The 24892-nt window shown below is 61.1% G+C and carries 23 protein-coding genes and 1 pseudogene; 7 read left to right on the top strand and 17 right to left on the bottom strand.

The features are described 5' to 3' along the window. Positions 1 to 5: 5 nt before the first annotated feature. Both ACFR99_RS20130 and ACFR99_RS20125 read right to left on the bottom strand, forming a co-directional pair. Positions 6 to 746 carry a helix-turn-helix domain-containing protein gene (locus tag ACFR99_RS20130; RefSeq protein ID WP_390291511.1) on the bottom strand — a complete coding sequence of 247 codons (741 nt, stop codon included), beginning with the start codon at positions 744 to 746 and terminating at the stop codon, positions 6 to 8. A 929-nt stretch (positions 747 to 1675) separates the two neighbouring features. Further along, positions 1676 to 1870: pseudogene (locus ACFR99_RS20125) on the bottom strand (hypothetical protein); the annotation flags it as partial. 621 nt (positions 1871 to 2491) lie between these two features. Here ACFR99_RS20125 and ACFR99_RS20120 point away from each other — a divergent pair. Then, the gene (locus tag ACFR99_RS20120; protein ID WP_390291508.1) at positions 2492 to 3040 is read left to right on the top strand and encodes a cysteine hydrolase family protein; all 549 of its coding nucleotides are present in this window, start codon (positions 2492 to 2494) and stop codon (positions 3038 to 3040) included. A gap of 345 nt (positions 3041 to 3385) precedes the next feature. Here the strand turns inward: ACFR99_RS20120 and ACFR99_RS20115 are convergent, their stop codons facing one another. The 3 genes from ACFR99_RS20115 to ACFR99_RS20105 all read right to left on the bottom strand — a co-directional run bounded on the left by ACFR99_RS20115 (position 3386) and on the right by ACFR99_RS20105 (position 5967). Continuing rightward, positions 3386 to 3694, bottom strand: coding sequence for a DUF6360 family protein (locus ACFR99_RS20115; protein ID WP_390291505.1), 309 nt, complete (start codon positions 3692 to 3694; stop codon positions 3386 to 3388). Position 3695: 1 nt separating this feature from the next. Beyond that, positions 3696 to 5471 carry a nitrite/sulfite reductase gene (locus tag ACFR99_RS20110; protein ID WP_390291502.1) on the bottom strand — a complete coding sequence of 592 codons (1776 nt, stop codon included), beginning with the start codon at positions 5469 to 5471 and terminating at the stop codon, positions 3696 to 3698. A gap of 172 nt (positions 5472 to 5643) precedes the next feature. After that, positions 5644 to 5967 (bottom strand): DUF8134 family protein, encoded by a 324-nt coding sequence (locus tag ACFR99_RS20105; RefSeq protein WP_390291499.1) that lies wholly within the window; start codon positions 5965 to 5967, stop codon positions 5644 to 5646. 821 nt (positions 5968 to 6788) lie between these two features. Here ACFR99_RS20105 and ACFR99_RS20100 point away from each other — a divergent pair. Continuing rightward, on the top strand, positions 6789 to 7913 hold the full coding sequence (locus ACFR99_RS20100) for an MBL fold metallo-hydrolase (protein ID WP_390291497.1): 1125 nt from the start codon (positions 6789 to 6791) through the stop codon (positions 7911 to 7913). Between the two features lie 155 nt (positions 7914 to 8068). On the opposite strand, the gene ACFR99_RS20095 is transcribed toward ACFR99_RS20100, so the two are convergent. Continuing rightward, positions 8069 to 8449, bottom strand: a complete 381-nt coding sequence (locus tag ACFR99_RS20095) for a DUF2237 family protein (protein WP_390291494.1) — start codon at positions 8447 to 8449, stop codon at positions 8069 to 8071. Positions 8450 to 8668: 219 nt separating this feature from the next. Beyond that, positions 8669 to 10279: a long-chain-fatty-acid--CoA ligase gene (locus ACFR99_RS20090; RefSeq protein WP_390291491.1), complete on the bottom strand. Its 1611-nt coding sequence runs from the start codon at positions 10277 to 10279 to the stop codon at positions 8669 to 8671. 192 nt (positions 10280 to 10471) lie between these two features. Here ACFR99_RS20090 and ACFR99_RS20085 point away from each other — a divergent pair, with 192 nt between their 5' ends. After that, entirely contained in the window at positions 10472 to 12385 is a 1914-nt protein-coding gene (locus tag ACFR99_RS20085; protein WP_390291488.1) for an oxidoreductase, read from the top strand. Positions 12386 to 12473: 88 nt separating this feature from the next. On the opposite strand, the gene ACFR99_RS20080 is transcribed toward ACFR99_RS20085, so the two are convergent. Beyond that, positions 12474 to 13292, bottom strand: a complete 819-nt coding sequence (locus ACFR99_RS20080; RefSeq protein WP_390291485.1) for a mycofactocin-coupled SDR family oxidoreductase — start codon at positions 13290 to 13292, stop codon at positions 12474 to 12476. A 120-nt stretch (positions 13293 to 13412) separates the two neighbouring features. On the opposite strand from ACFR99_RS20080, the gene ACFR99_RS20075 reads away from it, so the two are divergent. Next, the gene (locus ACFR99_RS20075) at positions 13413 to 13718 is read left to right on the top strand and encodes a hypothetical protein (RefSeq protein ID WP_390291482.1); all 306 of its coding nucleotides are present in this window, start codon (positions 13413 to 13415) and stop codon (positions 13716 to 13718) included. 2 nt (positions 13719 to 13720) lie between these two features. Here ACFR99_RS20075 and ACFR99_RS20070 read toward each other — a convergent pair whose 3' ends face one another. The 5 genes from ACFR99_RS20070 to ACFR99_RS20050 form a co-directional block, all read right to left on the bottom strand. After that, positions 13721 to 14545: a mycofactocin-coupled SDR family oxidoreductase gene (locus ACFR99_RS20070; protein ID WP_390291479.1), complete on the bottom strand. Its 825-nt coding sequence runs from the start codon at positions 14543 to 14545 to the stop codon at positions 13721 to 13723. Positions 14546 to 14566: 21 nt separating this feature from the next. Then, entirely contained in the window at positions 14567 to 15391 is an 825-nt protein-coding gene (locus tag ACFR99_RS20065; RefSeq protein WP_390291476.1) for a mycofactocin-coupled SDR family oxidoreductase, read from the bottom strand. Positions 15392 to 15398: 7 nt separating this feature from the next. Beyond that, positions 15399 to 16220: a mycofactocin-coupled SDR family oxidoreductase gene (locus tag ACFR99_RS20060; protein ID WP_390291473.1), complete on the bottom strand. Its 822-nt coding sequence runs from the start codon at positions 16218 to 16220 to the stop codon at positions 15399 to 15401. Between the two features lie 4 nt (positions 16221 to 16224). Next, positions 16225 to 17046 (bottom strand): mycofactocin-coupled SDR family oxidoreductase, encoded by an 822-nt coding sequence (locus ACFR99_RS20055; protein WP_390291470.1) that lies wholly within the window; start codon positions 17044 to 17046, stop codon positions 16225 to 16227. Positions 17047 to 17482: 436 nt separating this feature from the next. Continuing rightward, a complete protein-coding gene (locus ACFR99_RS20050) occupies positions 17483 to 17623 on the bottom strand; it encodes a hypothetical protein (protein WP_390291467.1) in 141 nt (46 codons plus the stop codon). A 285-nt stretch (positions 17624 to 17908) separates the two neighbouring features. On the opposite strand from ACFR99_RS20050, the gene ACFR99_RS20045 reads away from it, so the two are divergent. Continuing rightward, complete coding sequence (locus tag ACFR99_RS20045) at positions 17909 to 18343, top strand: CBS domain-containing protein (protein ID WP_390291464.1); 435 nt, start codon at positions 17909 to 17911, stop codon at positions 18341 to 18343. A 105-nt stretch (positions 18344 to 18448) separates the two neighbouring features. Here ACFR99_RS20045 and ACFR99_RS20040 read toward each other — a convergent pair whose 3' ends face one another. Together ACFR99_RS20040 and tuf are read right to left on the bottom strand one after the other, a co-directional pair. Further along, positions 18449 to 18592: a hypothetical protein gene (locus tag ACFR99_RS20040; RefSeq protein ID WP_390291597.1), complete on the bottom strand. Its 144-nt coding sequence runs from the start codon at positions 18590 to 18592 to the stop codon at positions 18449 to 18451. Between the two features lie 115 nt (positions 18593 to 18707). Further along, positions 18708 to 19973 (bottom strand): translation elongation factor EF-1 subunit alpha, encoded by a 1266-nt coding sequence (tuf, locus tag ACFR99_RS20035; RefSeq protein WP_390291461.1) that lies wholly within the window; start codon positions 19971 to 19973, stop codon positions 18708 to 18710. Between the two features lie 541 nt (positions 19974 to 20514). Here tuf and ACFR99_RS20030 point away from each other — a divergent pair. Then, positions 20515 to 21072: a hypothetical protein gene (locus ACFR99_RS20030; RefSeq protein WP_390291458.1), complete on the top strand. Its 558-nt coding sequence runs from the start codon at positions 20515 to 20517 to the stop codon at positions 21070 to 21072. A gap of 144 nt (positions 21073 to 21216) precedes the next feature. Here ACFR99_RS20030 and ACFR99_RS20025 read toward each other — a convergent pair whose 3' ends face one another. Both ACFR99_RS20025 and ACFR99_RS20020 read right to left on the bottom strand, forming a co-directional pair. Beyond that, positions 21217 to 22620, bottom strand: coding sequence for a carotenoid oxygenase family protein (locus ACFR99_RS20025; RefSeq protein ID WP_390291455.1), 1404 nt, complete (start codon positions 22618 to 22620; stop codon positions 21217 to 21219). 67 nt (positions 22621 to 22687) lie between these two features. Then, complete coding sequence (locus ACFR99_RS20020) at positions 22688 to 22936, bottom strand: PAC2 family protein (protein WP_390291452.1); 249 nt, start codon at positions 22934 to 22936, stop codon at positions 22688 to 22690. Positions 22937 to 23403: 467 nt separating this feature from the next. Between ACFR99_RS20020 and ACFR99_RS20015 the strand changes: the two genes are divergently transcribed. After that, a complete protein-coding gene (locus ACFR99_RS20015; protein WP_390291449.1) occupies positions 23404 to 24672 on the top strand; it encodes a saccharopine dehydrogenase family protein in 1269 nt (422 codons plus the stop codon). Positions 24673 to 24892: the final 220 nt, after the last annotated feature.

Raw genomic sequence — 24892 nt, 5'->3', positions numbered from 1 at the left:
CACTCTTACTGACCGTCCGACGTTTCGTCCTGTAACTCCATTTGAGCTTCGACGTCGTTCATTACGCGAATAACTCGGCGGAGAACCTTTCGTTGGCTCCGACGAAGGTTCTTTGAGGCCCCCATCTTCGAGATATCGAACTCCCCGGCAACGTCGTCCAGGGTCGCTCCCCGCGGCGTCGAAAAATACCCCTTCTCGACTGCGGCCTCAAGAGTCTCGCGTTCTCTGTCGGTGAGATTCTGGAGCGCCCGAAGCATTGCACCGAGGGATTCGACGTTCTGAAGGATATCGAAGAAGTCGTCGATGTGGACCGAGTCGTCGCCCCTGATCGTGAACTCGTTCGAGCCGTCGAGTTCCGAGAGAGCGTCTTCTGCCGACCTCGCTCTATCGAAGCCGACGTTCCAGATCTCACTTCCATTTCGAATCACGAACGGACCCGTCACATAGCCATCGTTCTTACGGATCGTCTGCATGGCGTCAGTTTCGTCGATTCGCGACCGGATGAGCGCCGTGTTCTGTTTCCGAGAGAGGAGTTCGTACCCCCGAAGCATCTCGTACCCGTTGAGCGTCTCGAGTGCGCCGTGTAGCTCTTCCGGGTTCTCCCCGATCGCGAGCAGTCGCGTCTCGAGGGTCCGATCCGCCTGGTTGAAATCCCAGTGTTGGGTGTGAAAGGCGACGTCGTGTTCTCGAGTGGTCCTGATGTACGGACAATCGTACTGGACCATGTCAAGCTTTAGCGCATTCATCTTCCAGAACTCTCGCACTCCGATCGTATAGTGCTTTCTAAACCCTAATCGCAAGACACACTCGTTCACAAACGCCTCCAAAGAATTGTGGATGAGATAGACATTGTCTAATAATTCCGCACGCAACTCATTCCATGTTTAATTCTAGCCACTATCTCATATATTAGAATGAGTGTGGTCCCATACATGTGTTCGGGAAATGTTGTTTGTTTACCAATATTATTAGACTGACGGTCGGTGATCAAATGATATTTCATCAGAATCGGTCGCTCCCTTTCGCTATCTGCGTATTCGAATCCCAATCGTTGGATCAGTACAATTCATAGGCTCCCTGTTTTCTCGGTAACGCCGATCAACTCTATTGCCGAGCTCTCCCACTGGCCTCGACTGGCAGTCGGGATCGATAGAAATATCCCCGGACGAAGGCCCCAATTTGGACCCGAACGGGAGCACGTTTCTGTGGCCCTTCGGCCTGGGTATCTCCAGTTCACGAATCTCACTTACGCGAGATCCGTTACTGAGCCTTCTCACTCGACCACCATGGTGGTCGAGTTATGGGCCGCGTTCGTCTCCTTGGAGGCGTTCACCTCGTTCCCGTGTTACCGGGGCTTTGGTTATACCTCTAACTCGACTTTTCCTGCCCTGTGCGGACATTCGAATCGAGTCGTTCGGTGAATCCTCGTGGCTTCGTCCGACATACTATGGTATGCTCGCTCATAGCATAAACCTTTCCAGCTATAATATGGCTATTATGTCCAGACAAATCCGTACTTTTGCTCTCCAATGGCAGTCAGAATCCGGCTCCTACCGTCAGGGACAAAGTGACATCCTCCGCGCCGTAAACGGAGAGGGATCGGAGATCCCTCAAGCAGTCGGGCAAAGCCCGACGACGGCGCGGCTTCCCGTACGCAGGTGGGATATTTGTTGGTCTACGACACGACCTGCTCTCTCGTCTGAAACGTCCCGCTCTCGCGGTCGAACAGGTGTACCGAGGGCTGTGTCGTTCGAAAATCTTCGATTTTCGTGATGACGAGAGACTACGTCTCTCGAACCACCACACAGCCGTTACTCCTATCCTCACCGTGAGGACTCGGAGTTATCTTCTGGCGCATATTCTCCGCCCCTTCTCTCGCTGTTCAAAGATAGGCATATATTATTGGAGGACCATTTGACAGGAAGAAGCCATCCGAAAGTTGCAACGGATCACTCGGATATCGAGTTGAGTTACTCAGACGATCTGTTGCCACGAGTTCCTGGCGATTCCGATGGAAGAGTCACACGCAGTTCGCCGTGGACTGCGTAGAAATATCCGCGCTCGAGTAACCGCCGAATCGCGTATTCGGCGTCCTCCCGCTCGAGTACCAGTTCGTCGGACGCACAGAGCACAGCTACTGCTCGGTCACGGTCGATCGCCGGAACGCTGTCGTTGCATTCGCGAGCCTCTGCAGCAGTCATTTGGGCGGAAAGCACGGTGTAGGCGTTAGTTACCCAGTCCGGGAGTGGGGGACGTGGATCGTCGGCGAGGGACATCTATCAATTCACCTGCACATGTTACTACTCGATATCATCTCGCTTAATTGTATCCCTCGTCGGAATTACGCTCGTGGTCGTCTACGTGGCTCCGTTTCTCCTAACGAAGGATCTCCGTGCGGAAGACAGCGGTTCCGTCCGCAAAACATCACTTTTGTTTGAAATTCACGGCGTTTTTACGAAGTACTTTCCTTTGATCAAACCAACAACTATGCATGAGTGACGCTGTCATACTACTAGATATGCTGAACGACTTCGTGACTGGCGAGATTGAAGCAGAGCGGGCCCAAAACATCATTCCTACACTCCGTGACGAACTGCTCCCGGCGGCTCGCGAACACGATATTCCGGTTATCTATGCCAATGATGCGCACCGACCGGAGGACTTCGAACTCGAGGTCTGGGGAGAGCACGCGATGCGTGGGACAGCGGGCGCCGAAGTGATTCCGGAACTCGAGCCCGAGGCCGACGATCACATCTTTGAGAAGCGATTCTACGACGCGTTCTACGGGACCGGACTCGACCAACACCTCCGGAGCCTCGGCGTGGATCGGCTCGTGATGACCGGCTTGCATACGAACATGTGTGTCCGCCACTCGTCGGCGACCGGCTTTTTCAACGGCTACGAGATCGTGGTCCCCGAAGATTGCGTCGACGCATTCACTGAAGACGAACACGAGCAGGGGCTCGACTACCTCGAGCGTGTCTATAACGCCGAACTCACGACGGCAACGGCCCTTATCGAAGAATGGGAGGCTGCGTAGCTAGCTCGAGTTACGGACGCTCTGTCGGAACTCGCCCACGAACTCGACTCGTTTCGATCGTGGCCAGGGCGTTGTTTCTGACTCTCATCCACAAGGAAACTCCGGATCGATGATCAGTACAGTCTCCAGTCGCTGATCTACGTCGCGTTTCAGGGTCATCCGTCCGTGACCGCGCTGTGGGACGAACCATGTTTCGGCGGTGGGCAGGGCGGCCAGTAGAGTGCAGAAGTGGTGAGTCTCCGCTTCGGTAATTGTTATTATTGAGCGCGCAGCGAAACGAATCGGAGGATACTATCACGCGATCCGACCGTCGAGGTCGTTTCGCGCTGCCCACACCGCAGGGTATTAGTCGTCGGACCGGTCTTCGGTCTGCTGCGTGCCTGCCTCTTCGACGCGTGTGGCGTGTTTCTCGAGGTCCGCCGCAAGCGTCCGGGCTTGCTCGGGCGTCAACTCGAGTGCGTCCATATGTGCGGGCAGGTGGTCTTCGGTCATGTTGTCCAGTTCGATCTGCAACCGGACGCAGTCGGGATCGTCTCTGTTTGCGGTCGCGTTCACGACGGCCATCGATTCCGTCTCGAAGTCGTGGCCCTTCGCGACGGCGTCGACGAGATCGAGGGTCGTGTACGCGTTGACTTTCATCAGCCGATCTGCCATGTTAGTCGTCGGACGGAATTGGGGTTCCGTCGGCCCGTGCGGGTGCAGGACTTGCGTCGAGGCTGTCGTCCTCGGCGTAGGGGTACCAGGTTCGCTTCGTGTTGTGCATGTACGGATCGTCGTAGTCCGTCTCTTCGGGTTCGATCAGCGCCGCGAGTTCGTCGTCGTCACGGTCGCGGACGAACTCCCGGAAACTCTCCTCGCCGTCGCGAGCGGCTGCGAAGTTCTCGAGCAGGTTCGCGATCGCGCCCGGGACTTCGTCCGCCGGGATGCGCTCGGCGACCCAGGACGCGAACGCCGGGTCCTCCCCGAGCCCGCCGCCGAGGCCGATGTCGAGCGCTTCGACCGGGTCGCCGTTCTTGCGCGTTTTCATTCCCCGCAGGGAGACGTCGGCGATCTGGGGCTGGGCACACGACGCCGTACAGCCCGACAGATGAATGTGGAAGTCGTCGACGCCGTCGGGCAACTTGACGTTCTCCTTGAGCCAGCGGGCGTAGCGAACCTGCCGGTTCTTCGTCTCGACGATCGAGAGCGAGCAGAACTCGGTCCCCGTACAGGCGATCGACCCACGCTGGAACGGATGAGGGTCTGGGCTGTATTCCTCGAAGACCGGCTGCTCGAGCAACGTATCGAGGTTCTCGTCGGGAACGTCGGTGAGGATGATGTTCTGACGCTGTGTTAGCCGCACCTCGCCGGACGCGTACTCTTCGGCTGCGTCGGCGATCTCGTAGGCATCGTCGACGCCGATCCGTCCGACGAGGACGTTCAGGCCAACGTAGACGTTCCCATCAGCCTGCTCGTGGACGCCGACGTGGTCGTGCTTGCCGTCGGCGTCGCCCGCGTTGTACGAGTACGACTCCCGGAGGTCGTCGCCGGCCGTCTCGAGTTCGAAGTCGACGTAGTCTTCCTGGAGCGTCTCACGGACTTTCTCCGGCCCCCACTCGTCGACGAGGAACTTCATGCGAGCGTTGTACCGGTTCTCGCGGTCGCCGTGATCGCGGAAGAGCGCGGAGATTCCGCCCGCGACGTCGACGGCTTGCTCTGGCGTGGCGAAGACATCGATGTTCCGGGCGAACCGCGGCTCGTTCCGCGAGAGGCCACCGCCGACGCGGACGTTGTAGCCGGTCACCGTCTCCCCGTCGATTTCCTTCTCGGCGGGTTCGAACGAGAGGTCATTGATGTCACCCTGGCCACAGCCCTCGTCACAGCCCGTCACCGACACCTTCCACTTCCGCGGGAGGTTAGAGTGCGCCTCGTTCCGCTTGAACGTGTCGTGGAGGTCGTTCGCGAGGGCACCTGCGTCGACGTGCTCGTGTTTGTCCTTGCCGGCGACCGGGCAACCGACGATGTTTCGCCAGGAGTCACCACACGCCTGAACCGTCGAGAGGCCGGCGTCCTCGAGACGCTCGAAGATTTTGGGCACGTCCTCGAGTCGGATCCAGTGGAGCTGGATCGCCTGTCGGGTGGTCACGTCGAGCCAGCCGTTGCCGAACTCCGGGTTCGACGCGGGGCCACGGGAGAACTCGTCGGCGATCTCGGCGATGCGCCGGAACTGGCCCGGCTCGAGGACGCCGCCAGCTGGGCCGATCCGCATCATGAAGTACGATTCCTGTCCGGCCCGCTGGTGGTACAGGCCGTACCATTTGAAGCGCTCGAACCAGGCGTCTCGTTCGTCCTCTGGAATCGACTCCCATCCCTCCTCGGCGAAGCGCTCGATCTCGTCGCGGATGTCGGTTCCGTAGAGTTCGTCCTTCCAGTGCTCGACGTCGGTAGCCATTACGACCGCATATGGAGGGTATGCATAAGACACGTCGTCTGTCGTCAGTTCTCCCCGCGTCTCCCCAGTCCCGGTCGTCTTTGCCACTATCAGGTTTCGATGTCAGTTTGGCCCGTCTCCCGCCACCGACACGTGGTTTGCGGGCGTGCCGACACTGACGTTCAACCAGCAGTTACGCGCCCTCGCCGTCGCGTTCGAGACGCCACTGAACACCCTCGGGGTCGTACGGATGGAAGTCGCCGTCGATCATGGCGCCGACCGGGAGCTGCTCGATCGAATCGCGCGTCCCACACTCGAGACACTGGCCGACCGCGTGGGCGACGACGGTCGAGCCGTCGACGCCGACGTCGACGAACGCCTCGAGCAGGACGTACGCCGGGGAACAATCACAGAACGCGCCGGTAGCGAGCGACCAGACGTCGCTGACGCTCACCTGTCGACTATCGTTGACGCTGATCCACGCGCCGTCGTCGAGCGTTCGCAGGGCAATCGACATACGGGGAGTTGGCCCACTGTCTCCCTTCGTCTATCGTCCCGTGCAAACCTTACCGACGTGCAGACGCCATTTCAGCCGAAAACGGCACGACGGCAGCGGGTTCGGTCCGATTCGCCCGATCCTAGATAGCGGCCAGAATCTCCCCTACGCGCGAGTCCGCGACGAGCGATGCGCGTGACTGGAGTGGTTTCCCCACCAATTACCGGTGCAATCGCGGGACCGCTTTCGGGTGTGCCGGAACCGACGAACAGGCGGCCGTCTCTCGGATGGCCGTTGCTGCCGATCGTGACCGAACCGGATCCGCTATCGTAGCCACTGAACGTCACTGCACACCCGATCGTACGAGGGCTGTGCGATCTGGTGTGTGAATCGTTTCAGTTGTTACTATCGTCTCGAGGACGGCACACGGCAGGTGTCTCGTGGGTGACGACCACCCGGGTACCTACGATTTTGCGGCGGGCGGGAAAAACTGAGCGCAGTTCGGGCACCAGACGGTACCGTCCGCTCGTCGTTTTTGTTTTCCACCGCAGGTGGAACACCGCTTGTCCGCATAGTAAACCATACTATTCCATCGCGAGGGCCCGATTATATCTCTATCGAATGCGTTATTTCAATAGATGGAGATGATGTATATCTCCTTTTGACGACGGTCACGATGACCGATACGTCCGCTGACGGTACCGAATGTACCACTTTAACACGTCAAACAGTGCTGTGACCGATCGACGACGGTCAGTCAGGAACTGCTACTGTCTCTGTCGGTACTGGCCATCTATCCATCCAACGGATTTAATAATCTGTCTTGCGTAGTATTGTATGATATGAGCACACAAGATTTCGACCCTACGGAGGTCGCTCGTCGTCTCCACGATGACGAGTCCGAGGACCTCTTCGTCCTCGATGTACGAAACGAAGACGACTACGACGAGTGGCAGATCGAGGGGAGTACGAACCTGCCCATCTACGATGAGTTGCTCGAGTCCGAGTATTCGTCGCTCGAGACGAATCTCGACGAGTTGCCCGAAGAGACGGAGATCGCCGTCGTCTGTGTCGCTGGCATCACGTCAGCCCGCGCCGCGGAGTTCCTTCGCGACCACGGCTTCGACGCGAAATCGGTCGCTGATGGGATGAACGGCTGGGGGCGTGTCCACCGTCAGTACGACGTCACAGCTGTCGACGGCGTCGTCCAGATCGTCCGTCCTGGAACCGGCTGTGTCTCGTATCTCGTCTCCGACGGCGACGAGGCTATCGTCGTCGATCCGAGCCAGTACATCGATCAATACCTGCACGCGGCCGACGAGCGCAACCTCGAGATCGTCGGCGTCGCGGACACACACGCTCACGCCGACCACGTCTCGGGCGCGCGCCAGCTCGCCGGCGAACTCGACGTCCCGTACTATCTCCACGAAGCCGACACCGGCGACCTCGGTTCGGTGACGACGATCGAGGACGGAGACACGATCTCCGTCGGCGAGCGCGACCTCGAGGTCGTCTACACGCCGGGCCACACGCCGGGGAGCGTCTCGTTCCAGTTCGGCGAGGCCCTGCTGTCCGGCGATACGCTGTTCCTGCGCAGCGTCGGTCGGCCGGACCTCGAGGATAGCGCGGAGGATGCCGTCCGCGAGGCTGCGAGCCAACTGTTCGACAGTCTCGAGGGCCTGACAGATCTTGACGACGGAACCGTCGTGTTGCCCGGGCACTTCAGCGACGAGTCGATCCGCCCGCTTGCCACCGACCTCGGCGACCTCCACGAGAAATCGACCAACGAACTCCTGAGCTATGTTGAGGCCGGCGACGAAGACGCGTTCGTCGAGACGATCGTCGAGAGCCTCGCCGACGAACCCGCAAACTACAACCAGATCAAGCAGATCAACTGGGGCAAAGAACAGCCCGATGGCGACGTCGAAGCGCTCGAACTCGGCCCGAACAACTGCGCGGCCAACTGACCGGGCGTTCTCCGTTCTTTACTCCTGGGAAGGATGTGTTGACAAGACTTAATAGCGTCATAGAACGGTTCCTTCCCCGGGAGCAGGTCGAATACTGAGGAGGGGGAGATCCGGAACCCTGTGTACGATCCTCCGATTTCGTCCCTCCACGCTGCTTACACGTCGTACGCGTGAGCTTCGAGCGTTTCCATTGCCACGGAATCCAACACTGCCTCGTTCGTTGCTTCGAGCACGACAGGCGGGACGGTCGTCTCCGGGAGGCGTTCGGTCCGCGTCGCCTCGATCCACCGGCCGAGACAGAGACACCAGCGATCTCCCGGGTCGAGTCCGGGAAACTGCAACGCCGGGCGTGGTGTCACGAGGTCGTTGCCCCGTTCTTTGCTGAACGTCAGAAACTCCTCGGTCATCACTGCGCAGAGTTCGTGTCTACCCCGGTCGTTGGGATGGGTTCCACAGCAACCGTCGCGCTCGACACCGGTCATCGGATCAGTACTACAGGTGGCAAGGTCTCCGCCGAGGACGTTCCGTTCGGACATACTGGCAGATCGGGTTACGTGAACAAAAATACCCTCGTGTGTAGCGGTTTCCATGACACCTTTCCGAACGGGTAACGGAGAGCAGACGTTCCGAAGGTTCAACTGAAGCGGTAGCGCGGAGTCCCCTTCCGCAAGGAACGAGCTAAGCGAGTGAGTAAGGAGGAGCGCGCTCGTTTAAGTCAGAAACACACCTCTATAAAAACGCACTACTAGCTCCTGTTATCCCTGACCGACCAGCGACTCCTCGTCGTCCCACTCCTGTTCGCGTAGTTCGTACTTTTCGACTTTCCCGGTGGCCGTCGTCGGCAGTTGCTTGACGAACTCGACCCGGCGAACGACCTTGTAGTTCGCGAGGTTCTCGCGGGTAAAGTCGATGATCTCCTCGGCAGTCACACCTGGCTCCCTCGGATTACCGTTGGCCGGCACGATAAACGCCTTCGGCGTCTCGCCCCACTGGTCGCTCGGGGACGGAATCACGGCGACCTCAGCGACCTCGGGGTGCTCGTAGAGCGTGTCCTCGAGTTCGATACTCGAGATGTTCTCGCCGCCGGAGATGATGATGTCCTTCTTGCGGTCCTGGATCGCGAGCATGCCGTTCTCGTCGACGGTCGCGAGATCACCCATGTGGAACCAGCCCTCGAGGCGGTCGCTGAACGCTCGCTCGGTTTCCTCGGGGTTCTCCCAGTAGCCTTCCATAACCTGGTTGCCACGGACGACGATCTCGCCGATCGTCGCGTCGTCCCACGGGACTTCGTTGCCGTCCTCGTCGACGACGCGGATCTCCGTGCCGAGCATCGGGATTCCCTGTCGCTTCTTGATGTCGTAGCGGGCCTGATCGTCCTCGAGGAGGCGCTTGACTTCGGAGGTGGCGATGAGGGGGCCAGTCTCGGTCGCGCCGTAGACGTGGGCGAGCTGCCAGCCGAACTCGTTCTCGACGGTTCGGATCGTCGCTTCCGGCGGGGCGGCGCCGGCAGTGGCGACGCGGACGTCGTTGTCGCCGGTCGTCGCCGGGTCGTTGTCATCGTAGTAGTCGAGCAGCATGTTGAGCACGGTTGGGGCGGCACAGAAGTACGAGACGTCTTCGTTCTGGATCGCCTCGAATACGTCGGCCGCGTCGACGCCGCGGGTACAGACGTGCGTACCACCGATCCCGGTAATCGAGAAGACGTGACCCCACCCGTTGACGTGGAACATCGGCAGCGTCCACAGATAGACGTCGTCGTCGCTGATCTCGCGGTGGACCGACGAACAGTAGGCGTGGATGGTCTCGCCGCGGTGGTTTCGCATCACACCTTTCGGGTCGCCCGTCGTCCCCGAGGTGTAGTTGATCGTGATGATGTCTTCTTCGTCCATCTCGGGCCGCTCGTACGTCGGTTCGGTGTCCGTGAGGACCTCGTCGAAGTCCTCCCAGTCACCGTCGACCGCGTCGGCGTTGGATGCGATGAACGTCTCGACTGGAACCGAGTCACGGACGGCCTCGACCTGGTCGGCGTACTCGTGGTCCGCGATGATCGCGGTCACGTCGCAGTCGTTGAGCATGTACTCGAAATCCGCCGGGACGAGCCGATAGTTCAGCGGCGTGTGGACGGCGCCGATCTGGGTGATCCCGTAGACGGACTCGAGGTGGTAGTGGGTGTTCGGCGCGAGGACGGCGACGCGGTCGCCTTTTTCGACGCCGCGTTCCTGCAGTGCTGCCGAGAGTCGGTCGGCCCGGTCGCCGAACTCATCGTACGTAAACCGATCGCCGTTCGCAGCGACGATGGCCTCCTGATCGCCGAAATACGTTCGGGCACGGTCTAAAAACTGCGGTACGAGCAGTGGTCGATCCATATTCGATCGAGTGCTGGTGGTGTTTTAAAACTAACTCAATTTCCTGATTTTCACAACAAATTGAGTATATTTATTCGTTATAGACTAGGTCTGTCAGATACGCGCTGGCAGGTATCGAGACGACACCCTCGTCCCTGATCGACGCGACGATCGGACGCTACCTTCAAGTGTGTTACTTTGGTACATACTGTCATGAATCTGTTCGAAGAGGGGACTTTCGACGGGCTCGAGACGTCGACACGCGGTGTGTTTCGACCCGTTCGAACCCGATTCGTGGACGACGGCGTCCCATCGACCGAACTCGCGGCACACCTCGCGGCGCGGGCGGCAGGTGGCGCTGGCCTGATCGTCGGCCCTGCCCAGATGCTCGCCCACTCGTCCGCGAGCGGTCCGTCGTTCATCGACGCGTACGCCGATCGTGCCGTCACTGGACTCAGCAACGTCGCCGATGCCGTCCACGAGACCGGAACGCCGATCGTCGGCCAACTCACGCACACGGGTGCAGAGGAGACCGGCGACTGGCGGATGCAACCCCAGCTTGCACCGTCCCCGGCTGCTTCCGACGCCACCTACGAGATGCCGAAGCCCATGTCCCACGCCGAGATCGACGACGTGATCGCTGGCTTCGGCACCGCTGCGGCGAACCTCGAGCGGGCCGGCTTCGACGGCGTCGAACTCGCGGCCGGACCGTTCTCGGTGTTGCGACAGTTTCTCTCGCCCCGATACAACACACGCGAGGACGAGTACGGCGGCGACTGGTGCGGCCGAGCCCGGTTCGTCAACGAGGCGCTCGCCGCGGTGGGCGACCGGACCACAGGTCCCGTCGGACTCCACCTCTCGCTGGCCGAACTCGAATACGGCGGCTACGAGTTCGAGGACGTGCCGGCCATTCTCGACGCCCTCGAAGGCTATGACTATCTTTCGTGTACGCTCGGGACCAGAGCGACCTATCACATGACCCACGCGGGCGTCGGCGCGACGCCGCCGGACCTCCGCGAACCGATCGAGACGGTCGTCGACATCGTCGATGTCCCGGTCATGGGACGACTCCCATTCACGTCGGTCGACGACGCCGCGGACCTGTTCGAGGCTGGCGTCGATTTCGTCTCCTTTACTCGCCAGTTGCTCGCCGATGCGAAGACCCTCGAGAAGGCGCGGGCGGACCAGCGCTTCGACCGCTGTATCCAGTGCAACCAGAAGTGTCTCGAGGGCGTCTACGGCCACGCTCACGGCGGTCACGTCGAGTGTGTGGTCGACCCACGGACGGGTCGGGAGACCCAGTTGCCGCCGCTCGCCGACGAAGAGCCCGCCGCGATTCCCCAGACCGTCCTCATCGTCGGCGGCGGTGTGGCGGGGATGCGCTTCGCCGCGGTCGCGACCCACCGTGGTCACGACGTCACGATCCGCGAGGCGAGCGACAGCCTCGGCGGACAACTCGAGTTCGCAGCCAATGGGGCGTTCGAGCCGTTCCGGCGGTCGCTCGAGGATCTCGAGGCTGCGGTGATCGACGCCGGCGTCACCGTCGAACTCGAGACGCCCGTGACGGCCGCGGACGTCGACCCGTCGTGGGACGCCGTCGTGGTCGCGACGGGGGCGACGCCACCGGACGTCGACGAGTACGATTTCGAGGGAGAGGTTGTGAACGCGTTCGATGTCCTCACCGGCGCCGAGGTCGGTGAGGACGTACTCCTGTTCGACGACAATCGGTGGGTCATCACGATCCAGACCGGCCTCGAGTTGCTCTCCCGGGACCAGGATGTGGAGATGGTCTCGCGCGATCACTATCCCGGGTTCCGAACCGAACAGCCGAACCTCCCGGAGTTCGTCGCTCAGCTACAGCGACGCGGTGCGACGTTCACCGGGAACCACACGCTCGACGCGGTCGACGCGGCCGGGACGGCGACGCTGCGAAACACGCTGACCGGTGATCGGGAGACCCGGTCGCCGGATACCGTCGTCGTCGTCGGGCGACGGCACGCCGACGAGGACCTCTACCTCGAACTGGATTCCCAGCGAGACTCGGTGTACCGGATCGGCGACGCCGTCTCGCCGCGAAAGCTCGATCGCGCCTACTACGACGGCGAGATGCTCGGACGGCGGCTCTGATACGGTCTGCTGTAACGACTTTCAGGTACAATCGCAGGGTGTGTCGCGGTTGTACCTGGAATAACTTATAGGGGTCCGTATACCGCGCTTACTTCGCGGTCATCCCGGCGTCGACGGGGACGACCGCCCCAGTGACGGAGCGGGCGGCGTCGCTTGCAAGCCACAGGCAGGCCTTGCTTACGTCCGCGGGATCGATCAAGCCGCCGTCGATGACGTTCATCGGGCCGGCGACGTCCGAGAGCCGTTCGAACGGCTCGGTGCCGACCTGTGTTAAGACTCCATCGATCATCGGCGTGTCGACGCCGGTCGGGCAGACGCAGTTGACGGTGACGTCGTCGTCGGCGAGCTCGAGCGCCAGCGTCTTCGTCAGGCCGACGACGCCGTGTTTCGCGGCGGCGTAGTGGCCCGACCCGCGTGCGCCGACCAGGCCGGCCGTCGAAGCGACGGTGACGATTCGGCCGCCCTCGCCGCGCTCGCGGAAGTGCTGCCCGACGTGTTTCGCACAGAGCCACGCGCCTTTGAGGTTCGTTTCGAGGGTCTCGTCCCACATTGCCGCCTCGAGCGCGAGGAGGTCCCGCGAGTGCCAGACCCCGGCGTTGGTCACGAGGACGTCGATTCGTCCGAACGCCGCGATGGCGTCCGCGACCGCCGATTCGACCTGTGACTCCTCGCGGACGTCGGCTGTCACTTCGAGGGCGCGACCGCCGACGGCCTCGACCTGCCGGACCGTCTCCGCGAGGTCGGCGGGCGTCGAAAGCGAGTACGCGACCGTCTCGAGGTCTGCGGTGACGTCGAGAGCGACCACGTCCGCGCCGTGGTCGGCGAAGCGGACCGCGTGCGAGCGCCCCTGTCCTCGGCCCGCGCCGGTGACGAGCACGACCACGTCGTCGAAGTCGTACGTCGGCATCTCCTCGTCATTCGTCAACAAGGGTGAATTAGCTTTCGACGGGCCGACCGGATACGATGGGACCTGTCTCCGACCGGGATTGGCGACAGGTACTTTCCAGACGCCGTGGTGGACAGTCGCATGGTTCGCTCGCGGAAACTGGCGGTTTTCGCCCTCGTCGGACTGTTCGGCACGAACGCGATTCCGCATTTCGTCCGTGGGATCACCGGTCAGCGTCACATGACGCCGTTCGGATCGGACTCGAGTGCCCTCTGTAACGTCCTCTGGGGGAGCACGAACGCTGCCGTCGCTGGTGGACTCGCGTGGCAGTATCGGGACGCGATCGACGGCGTCTCGCTCGCGACGGCGTTCGCATCCGGCGTCGCGCTTGCAGCCGTGCTCGCGTCGTTCTGGAGCGAAGAAAACCCGAAGCTTCCCTGGGAGTAGCGTTACTTCGCGGTGAACCCTGCGTCGACCGGCAGTGCGATTCCGGTGACGTAGCGGGCGGCGTCGCTCGAGAGCCACATGTACGCTTCCGTGATGTCTCGGGCCTCGATCGCGGGGTCTTCGGTGTCGAAAACGTTGAACGGTCCAGCCATCTCCCCCATCTCGCCGAGGACTTCCTCGCCGTAGGCTTCGGACATCCCCGAGACCATCGGTGTATCGACGACGGTCGGACAGACCGCGTTGGCGTTGATGTCGTACTCGGCGAGTTCGAGTGCCAGCGTCTTGGTCAGCCCGATGACGCCGTGTTTCGCGGCGACGTAGTGAGAGATCCCTGGCGTACCGACGAGCCCCGCCGTTGAGGCCGTCGAGACGATCTTGCCGCCGTCGCCGCGCTCGATGAAGTGCTTGCCGACGTGTTTGGCACAGAGCCAGACGCCTTTGAGGTTGGTGTCGATCAGGTCGTCCCAGAGTGCTTCGTCCATCTCGACCGTATCCGCGACGGTGACGATGCCCGCGTTGTTCGCGAGGATATCGATCCGGCCGAAGTGGTCGACTGCCTCCTCGACGGCGGCTTCGACCTCGTCTTCGTACCGGACGTCCATCTCGAGGGCGAGCGCCTCTTGCCCCTCTTCTTCGACGAGACCCGCTGTCTCCTCGAGTTCGTCCGTGGTTCCGAGCTCGTAGGGAACCGACTCGACGTCGCCGCCGACGTCAGTGACGACGACGTCTGCACCGTGTTTCGCGTAGTGCTGTGCGTGTGAGCGTCCCTGGCCGTGTGCGGCCCCGGTGACGAACGCTACCTGGCCGCTGAAATCGTATTCTGGCATGGTTTGACAGTATCTCGTAGATTATTTCGCCGTGAAGCCGGCGTCGACCGGCAGCGTGATGCCAGTGACGTAGCGAGCGGCGTCGCTCGAGAGCCACAGGTACGCCTCCGTGATGTCTCGGGACTCGAGCATCTCGTCCGGGTCGAAGATATTGAACGGCCCGCCCAGTTCTTCCGAGCCGCTGAGTGCTTCCTCGCCGTAGGCTTCGATCATCCCGTCGACCATCGGCGTGTCGATCGCACCGGGCGCGACGGCGTTGACGTTGACGTCGTACTCGGCGAGTTCGAGGGCGAGCGTCTTCGTCAGGCCGCGAACCCCCCATTTCGAGGCGACGTAGTGTGCGTTTTCGGTGGGGATGCCGGTCATCCCGGAGACTGAGGCGGTGTTGACGATCTTGCCGCCGTCGCCGCGCTCGACGAAGTGCTTGCCGACGTGTTTCGAACACAACCAGACGCCTTTGAGGTTGGTGTCGATCAACTCGTCCCACATCCGTTCGTCCATCTTCGTCGCGGCCGCCATCGACTCGATGCCGGCGTTGTTCGCTAAGATGTCGATCCCACCGAACTCGTCGATGGCTTCCTCGACGGCGGCTTCGACCTCGGCTTCGCTCGAGACATCGGCTTCGACGGTCAGCACTTCCCCGCCGTGTTCCCGGACCTTCTCGGCGGTGCCCTCGAGCTCGTCGTCCGTCCCGAGGGGGTAATCGACCGTCGCTTTATCCTGGCAGACGTCGACGGCGACCACGTCTGCGCCGTGTTTCGCGTAGTGTACTGCGTGCGATTCGCCCTGTCCGTGTGCGGCACCGGTGACAAAGACCACCTTACCGCTGAAGTCGTATGCTGGCATCGGTCTCTTATTTCGCGAGCATTCCCGCGTCGACTGGCAGTGCGATTCCGGTGACGTAGCGGGCGGCGTCGCTCGAGAGCCACATGTACGCCTCGCTGATGTCTCTGGACTCGATCATCGCGTCGTGGTCGAAGAGATTCCACGGGCCGGTCACGTCGGTGGCCTCGTTCAGTGCCTCCTCGCCGTAGGCCTCGAGCACGCCCGAGATCATCGGCGTATCGACGCCGGTCGGACAGACCGCGTTGACGTTGACGTCGTAGTCGGCTAACTCGAGGGCGAGCGTCTTCGTGAGTCCGACGACGCCGTGTTTGGCTGCGATGTAGTGGCCCGAGCCAGGACCGGCGGAGAGCCCGTAGATCGACGACGTCGAGACGATCTTGCCGCCGTGGCCCTGATCGACGAAGTGTTTCCCAACGTGTTTCGAGCACAGCCAGACACCCTTGAGGTTGGTATCGAGCATCTCGTTCCACATGCGCTCGTCCATCTCGACGAGGTCGCCGAAGTGGGCGATCCCGGCGTTGTTCGCCAGAATGTCGATCCCGCCGAACTCGTCGATGGCCTCCTCGACGGCGGCCTCGACCTCGTCCTCGTTGCGGACGTCCAGCTCGAGGGCCAACGCGTCTTGCCCCTCGTCTTCGACGAGACTCGCGGTCTCCGCGAGTTCGTCGCTCGTCCCCAGGTCGTATTCGACGGTCGCCATTTCGTCGGCGATGTCGGTGACGACGACGTCCGCGCCGTGTTTCGCGTAGTGCTGTGCGTGTGACTGCCCCTGGCCGTGTGCGGCCCCGGTGACGAACGCCACCTGGCCGCTGAAATCGTATTCGACCATGGGATCACTTCGCCGTCATACCGGCGTCGACCGGCAGTTCGATTCCAGTGACGTAGCGGGCGGCGTCGCTCGAGAGCCACAGGTACGCCTCGCTGATGTCCTGTGCGTCGATCATCCCACCCTCGCCGAAGACGTTGAACGGGCCGGTCAGTTCTGCGATCTCCTCTAACATCTCCTCGCCGTAGGCCTCGGAGTAGCCGGCGATCATCGGCGTCTCGACGCCGGTCGGACAGACGCAGTTGACGTTGACGTCGTACTCGGCCAACTCGAGGGCGAGCGTCTTCGTCAGGCCGCGGACACCCCACTTCGTCGCGACGTAGTGGCCCGACGCGAGCGCTCCGACGAGTCCTGCTGTCGAGGAGGTCGAGACGATCTTACCGCCGTCGCCGCGCTCGACGAAGTGCTTGCCGACGTGTTTCGAACACAACCAGACACCTTTGAGGTTGGTGTCGATCATCTCGTCCCACATTTGCTCGTCCATCTCGACCAGCTCGGCGGCGTTGAAGATCCCCGCATTGTTCGCCAGGATATCGATCCGACCGAATTCCTCGATCGCGTCGTCGACGGCAGCCTCTACCTCGTCCTCGTTGCGGACGTCCATCTCGATGGCCAGCGCGTTCTGTCCCTCGTCTTCGACGAGACTCGCGGTCTCCGCGAGTTCGTCGCTCGTCCCGAGTTCGTACGGGTTCGTCTCGATGTCCTCACAGATGTCCGTGACGACGACGTCTGCACCGTGTTTTGCATACTGTACCGCGTGGGACCGCCCCTGACCGCGGGCACCCCCAGTGACGAAAGCCACCTTCCCCTCGAAGTCGTACGTTGGCATAGTGTGATTCTCCGGAACGAACGCCACTTGCCGAGTCACTGTTACCTCGAAAAGCACGCTGCAGCGACCGGTCAACCGGCCATCGCGGCCCTGGATGGCCGTTACGGACTCCTGTCAGTCGGTGCCGGCGCGACCGCGAACTGTCCTGCGGTCACGCCGGCCACTCGTGAAAGAGCCCGTCGTGGCGTCGTCACGTCAGTAGCACCGTCCCGAGACCCACTCGGAAGTATCATTCGTCCTCGCTTGCCATGGCAACGTCCCACCTAATAAGAGTACTGGGAAATTTAAGGGTTATTAATTATATAGTGGATGATGTACGATAGAGAGTAACACGGATTTCTCACTACCTGTACTGGTAGTAACAACTGAAACGATTTACCGCCGCACCCGCAACCCGTCATGCGAGTGCACCGGCACTGCCTGACAGGAGTCCGTATCAGGCCGGCTGGGTGTCTAGAATGGTCACCCAGTGGGTCGGATTGTCTTCCTCGTGGTTGCTTGCAGCCCAGTTCGCATCGGCCCACTCCGTGAACGTTTGGTCCAACTCACACGTGTCACAGTGGAGTTCGTATGCCATATGTTCACATTCGATATTGGTGTGCTTAACAGTACCCCAGTGCCACCGCTGACCAGTCTCGATCTCCTGATCCTGTAGTAACGACTGAAACGAGTGAGACACCGATCGAATCACCCACGGTGCTCGCTCACGGCGCTCGCACCGAACCGCGCTTCCGTCGTACGAGCGGGTATGCAGTGACGTTCAGTGGCTACTATAGTTCGATACCACGTTTATTTCCCCGGACAGCGAAGGTCCGGGTAGTGCCGGTGAACGGCCACCGGCACATGGGTGAGGCGATCTTCCATGCCAGAAATCAAGACAATCGTCCGCGAAGAGGTCGTGAGCGCGTCTCCAACGACCTCTCTCACCGAACTGGCAGAGTTGATGGACGACGAGAACGTCGGCAGCATTGTAATCGTTGAGGACAGCCAACCGCACGGGATCGTGACGGACCGCGATATCACGATCGAAGCAGTCGCCCATGGGGAAGATCCCACGACGGCGACCGCTGCCGACGTGATGAGCGACAGCCCCGTCACAGTGGAGATGGACAGTGGTATCTTCGACGTGATCCGTGTGATGGCGGATTCGAACGTTCGCCGGATCCCTGCTACTGATGACAATGGACAGCTCGCCGGAATCGTCACGTTCGACGACTTCGTCGTGCTCCTCAGCCGAGAACTCGAGTTGCTCGGCGAGCTCGTCGAAGCGGAAATCCCGCCATACGAGCACACCTGAATCTGCGATTGAAAACGGTCGACGGCGGTAGCGCTGGCTTCTGGGTCGACCGATCCGGCAACCACTTTTTAGCGGTGTTCGAGATCGCCCGTGCAGGCTCCCGAATCAGACTACGGCCGTGACCCAGTCCGCGGTGACGAATTTGTAGCGACAGCCTTCACAGAGCGAGAGTTCGACGACCTCGTCCGTCGCCAGATAGACGTGGTACTGCCGGACCGGGACCGCGTCACCACAGTTGGCGCATCTCATGTGCATTCTTCGTATTCGCCTCGATGGACGGTGTCTCTACGTTTGGGTCTCGTGTCCCAGCCGGTCGGACCTGGTCATTTTCGGTGGCGCGATGGCACCAGTGCTTGCTCATCAGTTACTTTTCGCTGACTGCGAGGACCTTCCCGGCGGCGACGGTCTGGCCCATATCGCGGATGGCGAAGCTCCCGAGTTCGGGGATCTCGTCTGAGGGTTCGATGCTGAGCGGTTTCTGCGGACGGACGGTAACCACAGCAGCGTCACCCGCCTCGATATAATCGGGGTTCTCCTCGGCGACCTCGCCGCTCGAGGGATCCATCTTCTTGTCGAGGGACTCGATCGTCCCCGCGACCTGTGCGGTGTGGGCGTGGAAGACCGGTGTGTAGCCCGGAGTGATCACGCTTGGGTGTTGCATGACGACGATCTGGGCCTGGAACGTCTCGGCGACGCTCGGCGGGTCGTCGGCGGGGCCACAGACGTCACCGCGGCGGATGTCGTCCTTGCCGATGCCGCGGACGTTGAAGCCGACGTTGTCACCGGGTTCTGCCGTGGGAACCTCTTCGTGGTGCATCTCGATCGTCTTCACTTCGCCGCCTACGTCGCTGGGCCGGAAGGAGACACTGTCGCCTGTATTTAGGACGCCGGTCTCGACCCGGCCGACTGGCACTGTCCCAATCCCGGAGATGGTGTAGACGTCCTGAATCGGGAGGCGCAGTGGCGCGTCCGTCGGTGGCTCGGGCGCCGGCAGGTCGTTCAGCGCCTCGAGGAGGGTCCGCCCATTGTACCACGGTGTATTGTCCGAGGGCTCGGCGATGTTGTCGCCCTCGAACGCCGAGATCGGGATGAACGAGGCGTCTTCAGTATCGAACCGGACCTGGTTGAACAGCTGTTTGACTTCCTCGACGACGGCGCGGAAGCGGTCCTCATCGTAGTCGACGATATCCATCTTGTTAATGCCGACAATGAGTTCGTCGATCCCGAGCGTGCGAGCCAGGAAGACGTGCTCCTGGGTCTGGGGTGCGACGCCATCGTCTGCGGCGACGACGAGGACGGCGTTGTCGGCTTGGGACGCACCCGTGATCATGTTCTTCACGAAGTCACGGTGGCCGGGACAGTCGACGATGGTGAAGTCGTACGTGTCGGTCGTGAACTCCTGATGGGCGATGTCGATCGTCAGTCCGCGCTCGCGTTCCTCGGCGAGATTGTCCATCACGTAAGCGAACTCGAACCCGCCCTTGCCCTTCTCCTCGGCTTCTTTGCGGTGCTGTTCGATGATGTGTTCTGGGACGCTACCGGTCTCGAACAGGAGGCGACCCACCAGCGTGCTCTTCCCGTGGTCAACGTGGCCGATGATGGCCAGGTTCTGGTGGGGAGTGTCGGTCATAGCTCTCTAGTGGAAGCTATGCGTTACGGCACTTAAACCATTGCTCACTGTTAGCAAATCTCATATATTGGGTCGAGAGATGCCAGGTAGTATCGACAACTCGTGCAGTTCGTTCGAATCTGCGTCCTCGATACAGTTGACCGCTCGAGCGCGAGAGTCAGAAGAGCGACTGTCGACATCGGGGAATCGTGTCTTTTCCGCCGTTATCCGAGGCGTCAGTGAGTCTCTTCGGTCGACGCAGATGAATCCCGTCAGCAGCGGTGTAATCTAGCGTGATAGTACTATACTGTGTGAACACGCCCGGTAACTCTCTCTTGAAGAGCCAGTAGTCTCGAGCAGGAAGCCTGAATGGACAGGAACAGGCATACCAGGAAATCGAGTGGAAAAACAGTAGATCGAGTGGGAGAAACAGTAGCCCAGGTATTTATTGAGACGGCGGGACTGGTCGCAATACCCTACGAGGCAACACGCTGCTGAATCCCTGACCTCGTAGGATACCGTCCAGAGAACCATGTCACACCAACAGCCACCGCAACAGCAAATGGGACAGCCAACTCAACAGCGAACCGGACGCCAGCAGCAGCCACAACGGAGCAGACAGCAATATCAACAGCAGCCACAACAACAGACCGGACAGCAGTCTCAGCAGCCACAGCAACAGACTGGACAGCAGTCTCAGCAGCCCCAGTCGTTCGACCAAGCCGTCCCACAGCAGGTCTCGCAGGCCATTTACCGGCTCGAGGAGCTCGAGTCGGACGCCGAGTGGGCGCACGGACAGGCGATGAAGGCTGGCGACCGGTTCACCTCCGGGATGCTGGCTGACCTCACCCAGATCATCCACCTCCAGAAGACCCTTCTCCTGCGGCAATCAGACTTCGCACAGACGTTCGGCCAGTGCACCCAACAAGCACTCCAGCAGAGTACACAGCAACTCCAGCAGTCCCAGGCTCCGGGCGTCCAGCAGGTTATCCAGCAGGCCCAGCAGGTCTCCCAGACGATCCAACAGGCGAGCCAGCAGGTCGCACAGCAGGGACAGTCACAGCAGATGGGTATGGGCGGCCAGATGCCGTCGTCACAAGGCGGTGGCCAGTCCTTCTGATGACTGAGTAGCGAACGCGACCTACCTTCGTTTTTTAGCTTGCGCTGTGACGAGGCTGGTATCAAATCGTATTCGTGCAAGCACGACGAATTCAGCTTCGAACAGCAATACTGATCGGCTGCACTACTGGTGTATACTATTGAACTACACGTTTTTGAAGAAACGGCCGTGGAAGCCGAAGGGCTCCGCGTGTGGGAGAACGGCCCGCGCCTGAACAGCTAGCGTCGCTGCGTCAAAGACCATGAGTTCCGTCCGCTCACGTTTGAGGTTCAGCGCCGTCGCGAGCACGACTCCCTCGTCTTCGGTGTCGGCATCAGGATGCTGGACGGGAACTGGTTCCTCGATGTAGACCGACTGCTTCCACCACTCCCTTGCAGTGCCTGTCTCACAATCCACTTTGACAAGTCCGTTCGCCCCTGCGCGGTCGGTCGCTTGGCCGTACGCGTAGCGGTGGTGTTGGCCGACGACCGAGCGGGCGACGCGTGGCATCTCCATCGCGCCATCGTAGAGTCGTGTCCGACTGACCGTGTTCGCATCGGGGTCAATGCGGTACCGCATCAGGTGGGCATCAGGTACGGCGGGAAAGCCGTCGCCGTCGAGTTCGGACAGCGACATCGTGTCGACGATGCCGCCGTCCGGGAACTCCACGAGGTCAAGGACGATCGTCTCGCCGTCGACGTAGGCGTTGACATGGTGGAAGGTGAAGGCTGGATCGAGCGTCGGATCGGCTACAATGTCGCCAGTATTCCGATCGACCACGAGCACGCGCGTGTCGCGCTCTGGCTGCCAGTCGAGCATATCGATCGCACCCTCGGTAAACGGATTCAGTGCCTGAGACACCGACAGAACGAGCGGCGACTCCACGATGATGACGTGGTCGGCGGTGACGCTGCAGTCGTGGATATACGCCGGCCCGTTCGCGTCGATGGAGGCGATGACCTCCCGCGTCCGACACCCAGTCGGAAGACGATAGAGGTGATACTGTGGTGTCCGACCGAACTGCGTGGCGAAGCCGACCAGTTCGTCCCGGTGGGGGTCGTCGACTAAATGCGCGGCCGTGATGTGTTCGGGTAGGTCGTCGTGGAATCGAAAGTGCCCGCGTGTCTCGAGCGTCTCGGGATCGAAGGCGATCCGGCGTGGGGTCTCGGTGAGTGCAACGTATTCGCCGTCGATGCGGGTAACGTGAACGTTCGCGTTGTCGGTCGGATCGGGGATTCCCAGAGAGGTTACGGTCTCGAGGATACGACGCCAGCCACGCGTGTCAGTGCCGAACTGGCCGGTCAGCCGACCGTCCATTGCCTCCGCGTAGGCATCGGTGCGGAGGAACCGGTTCGAGTAGCGGAGCGAACCGTCGTTGAAGGCGTAGCGGCGAAGCATCGCTAGACCGTCAAACCAGTGGTTGACGCGGCGATCGCCGACCTCGAAACGGGCGGGACCGTTGCGAATCAGCGTCCCGGAGAGCCAGTCGGGGATCGAACCCTCGACCGTCGGACGGTGGTCGTGGACTTCGGTGGTCAGCGAGTGAAAGCCGGCGCCGGATACTGTCACAGCCACGTATTCGGGTGAAACAGCAATCAATCCTTCGTGCGGGTCGATCTGGATCGGTGATTTCCTACTACCGGAACATACCCCGGACAGGTTCGTCCTGTTGCTCCTGTATCTGTTGTAACTGTTGTGCGACCTGTTGTTTTTGGCGCTGAATCTCCTCTGCCTGCTCGCGAACCTCGGTAGTATCAATATCAAACTCGGAGAGCGGTTCAAGCGCCGTCTCGAGCATGGATCGTGCCGCGGCCGGATTCGGGACGCACGGGTCCGTGCGGACAAGCAGAATGCTTCTGGAAACAGACGTCGATCCGTGCTGCATTTGCGCTATCTATTTGCAAGTCCCCGAATCAACCTCTTTGAAGGCTGTCAGAACCAGCGTGCGAGATGCGGAGGGTGTATTCACCACGGCGGCGGAAACTCGTCGGTGCTCCAGGCAGGGAGAGTTCACTCCCGGATTCACTGGTTTCTTTCAGCCCACGGTCGGAAAATCGCGTAGATAACTTCGTTCATGGGAACTGAAATCAACGCTGCCAGGGACATCGGAAAGAGGCTGATAACTGTACCCGAGGGCGAACGTCCCTCGGGGTTAGGCGACGGTCAACTCGCCCTCAATCTGGGACGCTGAACGGGAACGGAACGGACACATCCGAGACCCATTCGAGTCGCCAGACTGGGAGTCCACGGACAAGCCCCGTTCTTAGACGCGAGCGTAAGCGAGCGTCAGGTCAGGTCGGGGTAGTTGACCCAACAGTTGAGGCCATGGATAACTAATTGCAACCGATACCTATGTCGAACACTGACCGGCAGCACGATCTCGTCGTCTGGGGGGCAACCGGCGTCGTTGGCCGCCTCGTCGCGGAGTATCTCACTGAACAATACACACCAGACCAGCTCTCGCTCGCACTCGGCGGTCGCAGCGAGAGTCGACTCCACAAATTGGAAACAGCACTTGGAGAACGGCGTTCTGCGTGGGATGAGATCCCGATCGTCCTCGGCGACGCAACCGAGCCTGAAAGTCTTCACGCCATCGCCGAAGACACGCGTGTCGTTTGTACGACTGTCGGCCCGTACACGAAATATGGTACACCACTCGTCGAGGCATGCATCGCTGCTGAAACGGATTACTGTGATCTGACGGGCGAGGTGAACTGGGTGCGGGAGATGATCGATCGATACCACGACGACGCGGTCGAGGCAGACACTCGAATTGTCCACAGCTGTGGATTCGACTCGATCCCTAGCGACCTCGGTACGAAACTCGTTCAATCGTTCGCCATCGACGAGTTCGGGACTCCGTGTGATATGGCACAAATCTATCTGGAGGACAGTCGCGGTAGTGTGAGCGGTGGCACGATGGCCAGTGCAATCGAAATGTTTCGCGCTGCGTCGACCGACCCGCTGGCCCAGCAGACGCTTCGGAACCCGTACTCGTTGGCACCGAAAGGCGAGCGCGACGGCGTCGATCCGGGCGCACAGTCCGTACCAAAAAAGGACTCTCTACGATCGGTGTGGACAGCTCCCTCGCCGATGGCGGTGGTGAACGAACGGGTCGTTCGACGCAGCAACGCGCTGCTCGGGTATCCGTGGGGGCGTGAGTTCGAGTGCACAGAAGTGCTGCCCATGGGCGACGGCCTCGGCGGCCTGGCACGTGCAAACGCTGTCTGGGCGGGGATCACGGTCGCTACTGCTGGGATGGCGTTTGGACCGACACGAGAAGGATTACGTCGATTCGTGTTCCCGGATCCGGGCGAGGGGCCGACGAGAGAGCAAATCGAAAGTGGGTATTTCACCGTCCGTGTACTCGGCCGTGGGACCGCCACTGACGGCCCGTTCGTCGTGGAGAGTCAGATTAGCGCCGATCGGGATCCGGGGTACGGCGCGACTGCAAAGATGCTCAGCGAAGCTGCGATGTGCCTAGTGCGCGACCAGACCGACTCACCGCTCGCGGGTGGGATTCTCACGCCGGCGTCAGGTATCGGTGACCCACTTGCTGACAGGCTTCGGCAGGCGGGACTGGATGTGCAGGTTGACGTGTGGGATCGTCCGCCCGCATGACAGGAGGGCTCACTGGAAGCTAGATCGTCAAGCGGTCTCGCTCTGATACGGGGCGCGCTACTTGTGGCGTTTGCCGAGCCCGTTCACGGTTAACAGCGCCCCGAACCATCGCGGGTTCGACCGGGAACGGCTCATTGAGAATCGTCTCCTCCTCGACGCAGGCCGCCTCGGCGACCGTATCGAGCTGATCTTCCGTGGGATCATCGAGACCGACGAATCG

The sequence above is a fragment of the Haloarchaeobius amylolyticus genome (assembly GCF_042678045.1).
Classification (GTDB): Archaea; Halobacteriota; Halobacteria; order Halobacteriales; family Natrialbaceae; genus Natrinema; species Natrinema amylolyticus_A.
The sequence above is the reverse complement of the archived record's forward strand: the minus strand, read 5'-3'. Positions and strand labels throughout refer to the sequence as shown.

Excerpts from the sequence above, each read along its gene's own strand:
- ACFR99_RS20130 (WP_390291511.1), bottom strand. The coding sequence starts at position 746 with ATGAATGCGCTAAAGCTTGACATGGTCCAGTACGATTGTCCGTACATC.
- ACFR99_RS20120 (WP_390291508.1), top strand. The coding sequence starts at position 2,492 with ATGAGTGACGCTGTCATACTACTAGATATGCTGAACGACTTCGTGACT.
- ACFR99_RS20115 (WP_390291505.1), bottom strand. The coding sequence starts at position 3,694 with ATGGCAGATCGGCTGATGAAAGTCAACGCGTACACGACCCTCGATCTC.
- ACFR99_RS20110 (WP_390291502.1), bottom strand. The coding sequence starts at position 5,471 with ATGGCTACCGACGTCGAGCACTGGAAGGACGAACTCTACGGAACCGAC.
- ACFR99_RS20105 (WP_390291499.1), bottom strand. The coding sequence starts at position 5,967 with ATGTCGATTGCCCTGCGAACGCTCGACGACGGCGCGTGGATCAGCGTC.
- ACFR99_RS20100 (WP_390291497.1), top strand. The coding sequence starts at position 6,789 with ATGAGCACACAAGATTTCGACCCTACGGAGGTCGCTCGTCGTCTCCAC.
- ACFR99_RS20095 (WP_390291494.1), bottom strand. The coding sequence starts at position 8,449 with ATGTCCGAACGGAACGTCCTCGGCGGAGACCTTGCCACCTGTAGTACT.
- ACFR99_RS20090 (WP_390291491.1), bottom strand. The coding sequence starts at position 10,279 with ATGGATCGACCACTGCTCGTACCGCAGTTTTTAGACCGTGCCCGAACG.
- ACFR99_RS20085 (WP_390291488.1), top strand. The coding sequence starts at position 10,472 with ATGAATCTGTTCGAAGAGGGGACTTTCGACGGGCTCGAGACGTCGACA.
- ACFR99_RS20080 (WP_390291485.1), bottom strand. The coding sequence starts at position 13,292 with ATGCCGACGTACGACTTCGACGACGTGGTCGTGCTCGTCACCGGCGCG.
- ACFR99_RS20075 (WP_390291482.1), top strand. The coding sequence starts at position 13,413 with ATGGTTCGCTCGCGGAAACTGGCGGTTTTCGCCCTCGTCGGACTGTTC.
- ACFR99_RS20070 (WP_390291479.1), bottom strand. The coding sequence starts at position 14,545 with ATGCCAGAATACGATTTCAGCGGCCAGGTAGCGTTCGTCACCGGGGCC.
- ACFR99_RS20065 (WP_390291476.1), bottom strand. The coding sequence starts at position 15,391 with ATGCCAGCATACGACTTCAGCGGTAAGGTGGTCTTTGTCACCGGTGCC.
- ACFR99_RS20060 (WP_390291473.1), bottom strand. The coding sequence starts at position 16,220 with ATGGTCGAATACGATTTCAGCGGCCAGGTGGCGTTCGTCACCGGGGCC.
- ACFR99_RS20055 (WP_390291470.1), bottom strand. The coding sequence starts at position 17,046 with ATGCCAACGTACGACTTCGAGGGGAAGGTGGCTTTCGTCACTGGGGGT.
- ACFR99_RS20050 (WP_390291467.1), bottom strand. The coding sequence starts at position 17,623 with ATGGCATACGAACTCCACTGTGACACGTGTGAGTTGGACCAAACGTTC.
- ACFR99_RS20045 (WP_390291464.1), top strand. The coding sequence starts at position 17,909 with ATGCCAGAAATCAAGACAATCGTCCGCGAAGAGGTCGTGAGCGCGTCT.
- ACFR99_RS20040 (WP_390291597.1), bottom strand. The coding sequence starts at position 18,592 with ATGAGATGCGCCAACTGTGGTGACGCGGTCCCGGTCCGGCAGTACCAC.
- tuf (WP_390291461.1), bottom strand. The coding sequence starts at position 19,973 with ATGACCGACACTCCCCACCAGAACCTGGCCATCATCGGCCACGTTGAC.
- ACFR99_RS20030 (WP_390291458.1), top strand. The coding sequence starts at position 20,515 with ATGGGACAGCCAACTCAACAGCGAACCGGACGCCAGCAGCAGCCACAA.
- ACFR99_RS20020 (WP_390291452.1), bottom strand. The coding sequence starts at position 22,936 with ATGCAGCACGGATCGACGTCTGTTTCCAGAAGCATTCTGCTTGTCCGC.
- ACFR99_RS20015 (WP_390291449.1), top strand. The coding sequence starts at position 23,404 with ATGTCGAACACTGACCGGCAGCACGATCTCGTCGTCTGGGGGGCAACC.